Below are 2320 nucleotides of genomic sequence, written 5' to 3'. Positions count from 1 at the left end.
CGTTTAAATTAGCCTTGATTGGAACGATCGTAAGGCCGATTCTATCGCCCTGACCCCAGGGCAATTGCCCAATCCTTATAAAAGATTGGTCAGTTCGTGACCACTGCGGGAAATGAGGATCCGAAATAAATCTGGTTTTTTTGTAAAGTTCAAAAATTTAATATTAAGTTATTTGAATTTTTTATTAGCAGGATTGTCTCAGCTTTGTTGACCAATTTTGACCAATCGAGTTTTGTTATGGAAAGAAGTAGTGGTGTATTTCCCGGTACGCCATCCTGTGGCTTGAATAAAAGTGATGACCGCCTCAGCACCGGTCAGGCTGTTCATGGCCAGCGTAAAGTATCTGATTTTCACCCTGAAAATACAGTTATGGTTAATAGTCCTGACCCGGAATATCGGATTAAACAAGACATACTTAACTTGCTTGATGATCCGGAGGATAGGTTAACACCAGAATCAGTTACTCATTCTGCTCCTGGTAAAGAAAATACTCTGCGAAATCGTGAGGCTACTGATGTGGCGCCCATGGCCGGGTTGCCTCCATATACTGCCAATGACCCATGCCAAGTGGCTCAGTACACACAGAGCCACTCTTTTATGCCTCAGGAAACCTCCCGCATCAGACCACAAAATATTGCAGCACCCTTTGGTCAGCGGGTGAAAAATGATTTTACCCCTTTCTGGAATCAATGGCAGGTATCGAATGCCCCGCCCGGAGCAGTAGCTGGTAATTTAAGCGCCCCCCCCAAATTGTCTGGCGATAACGCTGAGACAGCCCTTATTCATTCGATGGCAGACCTGAGTCTCAAAGCACAGTCCGGACCTGGCAGTTCGACGGATTTCTGGCCTCAGGGTGCAGAGGCATTTCCTTACTTGGCAAAATTTCAGGAACCTGAATACCCCTGTCCATTATCACTTGATGGCAGTATATCGGTTTCTTCGACCAACGAAGTAGAGCCTGTCAATGCACATTTGATGTCTTTGGAGTCTGATTTATTTACCACTCAATACTTTGCAGACTCTTTACAGCAACGCCTTAATCATTGCCACTTACTGGAAAACTATGCAAACTCCCTTACCAAAGAAAGTAGTGAATGGACTAAAGCATGGCAGGATGCGCTCAACTTTGCCTTGAATTTTTCTAAGGTGGACTATCACTTCAATTTAAACGTGGCTAATGCTTTAATATCACTCAATAATATTGACAAGGCAAAATTGCTTTTGTTTGATCAGCTAACCAGGTTTGATGATCAAAACTTTCTTTATTGTGTTCGCAAACTGTTGGGATTTGTGTTCTTTAAAGAAAGAAAATACGTTGACTCTGTCAAACTTTATATGCGTGTGTTTTTTTCAACCAACAACGTGCCTGATGAAAATTACTCACATATATGCACCTCAATGCAGTACATGCTCAAGGAGTGTAATGACCAGCCATTTGTCATCGAAGCTATTAACTGGTTCAATGGTCTGAAGCCAAAGTCTGGAAAAATGACAATAGACCCATCGGGTTTTATATTGCCAAGTACTGGTTCATCGACGTCTTGTTCGGAAACAACAGAGAATACCAAAAAGTTCTTGACGTCCGATCAGGCAACAAATGCCATCTTTGGATGGAGAAAACTGGCAGCCTTGGCTAAAACCAAGAAACCAGGTGATCCCTCGTGGAACAGTATTTGGGAAAATGCCTTGGGCTTGGCTTTTGAGTATGCAAAAGTGGATTATCATTTCAACGTTAATGTAGCAATAGCATTAACCCGGCTGAATCTGCTGGATCAGGCTACTGACATTCTGCTTCAACAATTGCGCAGGCCTGAACTTGCCAGCGATCCACAGTTCCGCAGGGCCGTGAATAAGCAACTGGCTTTTGTATATTTCAGAAAAAGAGATTATCCGGGTTGTATTTATCACTACATGTCTTGCTATTGGGGAGCAAATTCAAAAGTTGTTTCAGACAATTCATTCCAATATATAACCACCGCCATTCAAGTTTGCTGTACGAAAAAAGATTTACAGCCTGAATTCTTGCGTTCAGCGTTAAGATGGTATCACCAACTTTTGCCACAATCATTGGCAGACCAATGTCTGCTCGAGACTAAACAGGAACCCTCCATTGCCGATGGTTTCAGCATCGACGAAGTCGGATGGCAATAAAAAAATTGTTTAAATTTCTGGTTTGTCTGATAAATCACCAGGAGGCTACCCCGAAGTAACCCTGCAGCTGTTGCTGAACAGGCCAATCCCGGACAACCTCCCGAAGGACTGCCAGGGAGGCTGTCCGAGAATAGCGCCCGTAGCGAGGATTGCGAGAAATTGAGGCTAA

The 2320-nt window shown here is 43.4% G+C and carries 1 protein-coding gene; it reads left to right on the top strand.

Going from position 1 to position 2320, the window contains the following annotated elements:
* Nucleotides 1-873 precede the first annotated feature (873 nt).
* Nucleotides 874-2151 (top strand): hypothetical protein, encoded by a 1278-nt coding sequence (locus KDK14_RS19475; RefSeq protein ID WP_257266873.1) that lies wholly within the window; start codon nucleotides 874-876, stop codon nucleotides 2149-2151.
* The last annotated feature ends 169 nt before the right edge of the window (nucleotides 2152-2320 follow it).

Origin of the sequence: Endozoicomonas sp. ONNA2 (assembly GCF_024606365.1) — a bacterium.
Lineage (GTDB): Bacteria > Pseudomonadota > Gammaproteobacteria > Pseudomonadales > Endozoicomonadaceae > Endozoicomonas.
The sequence above is the reverse complement of the archived record's forward strand: the minus strand, read 5'-3'. Positions and strand labels throughout refer to the sequence as shown.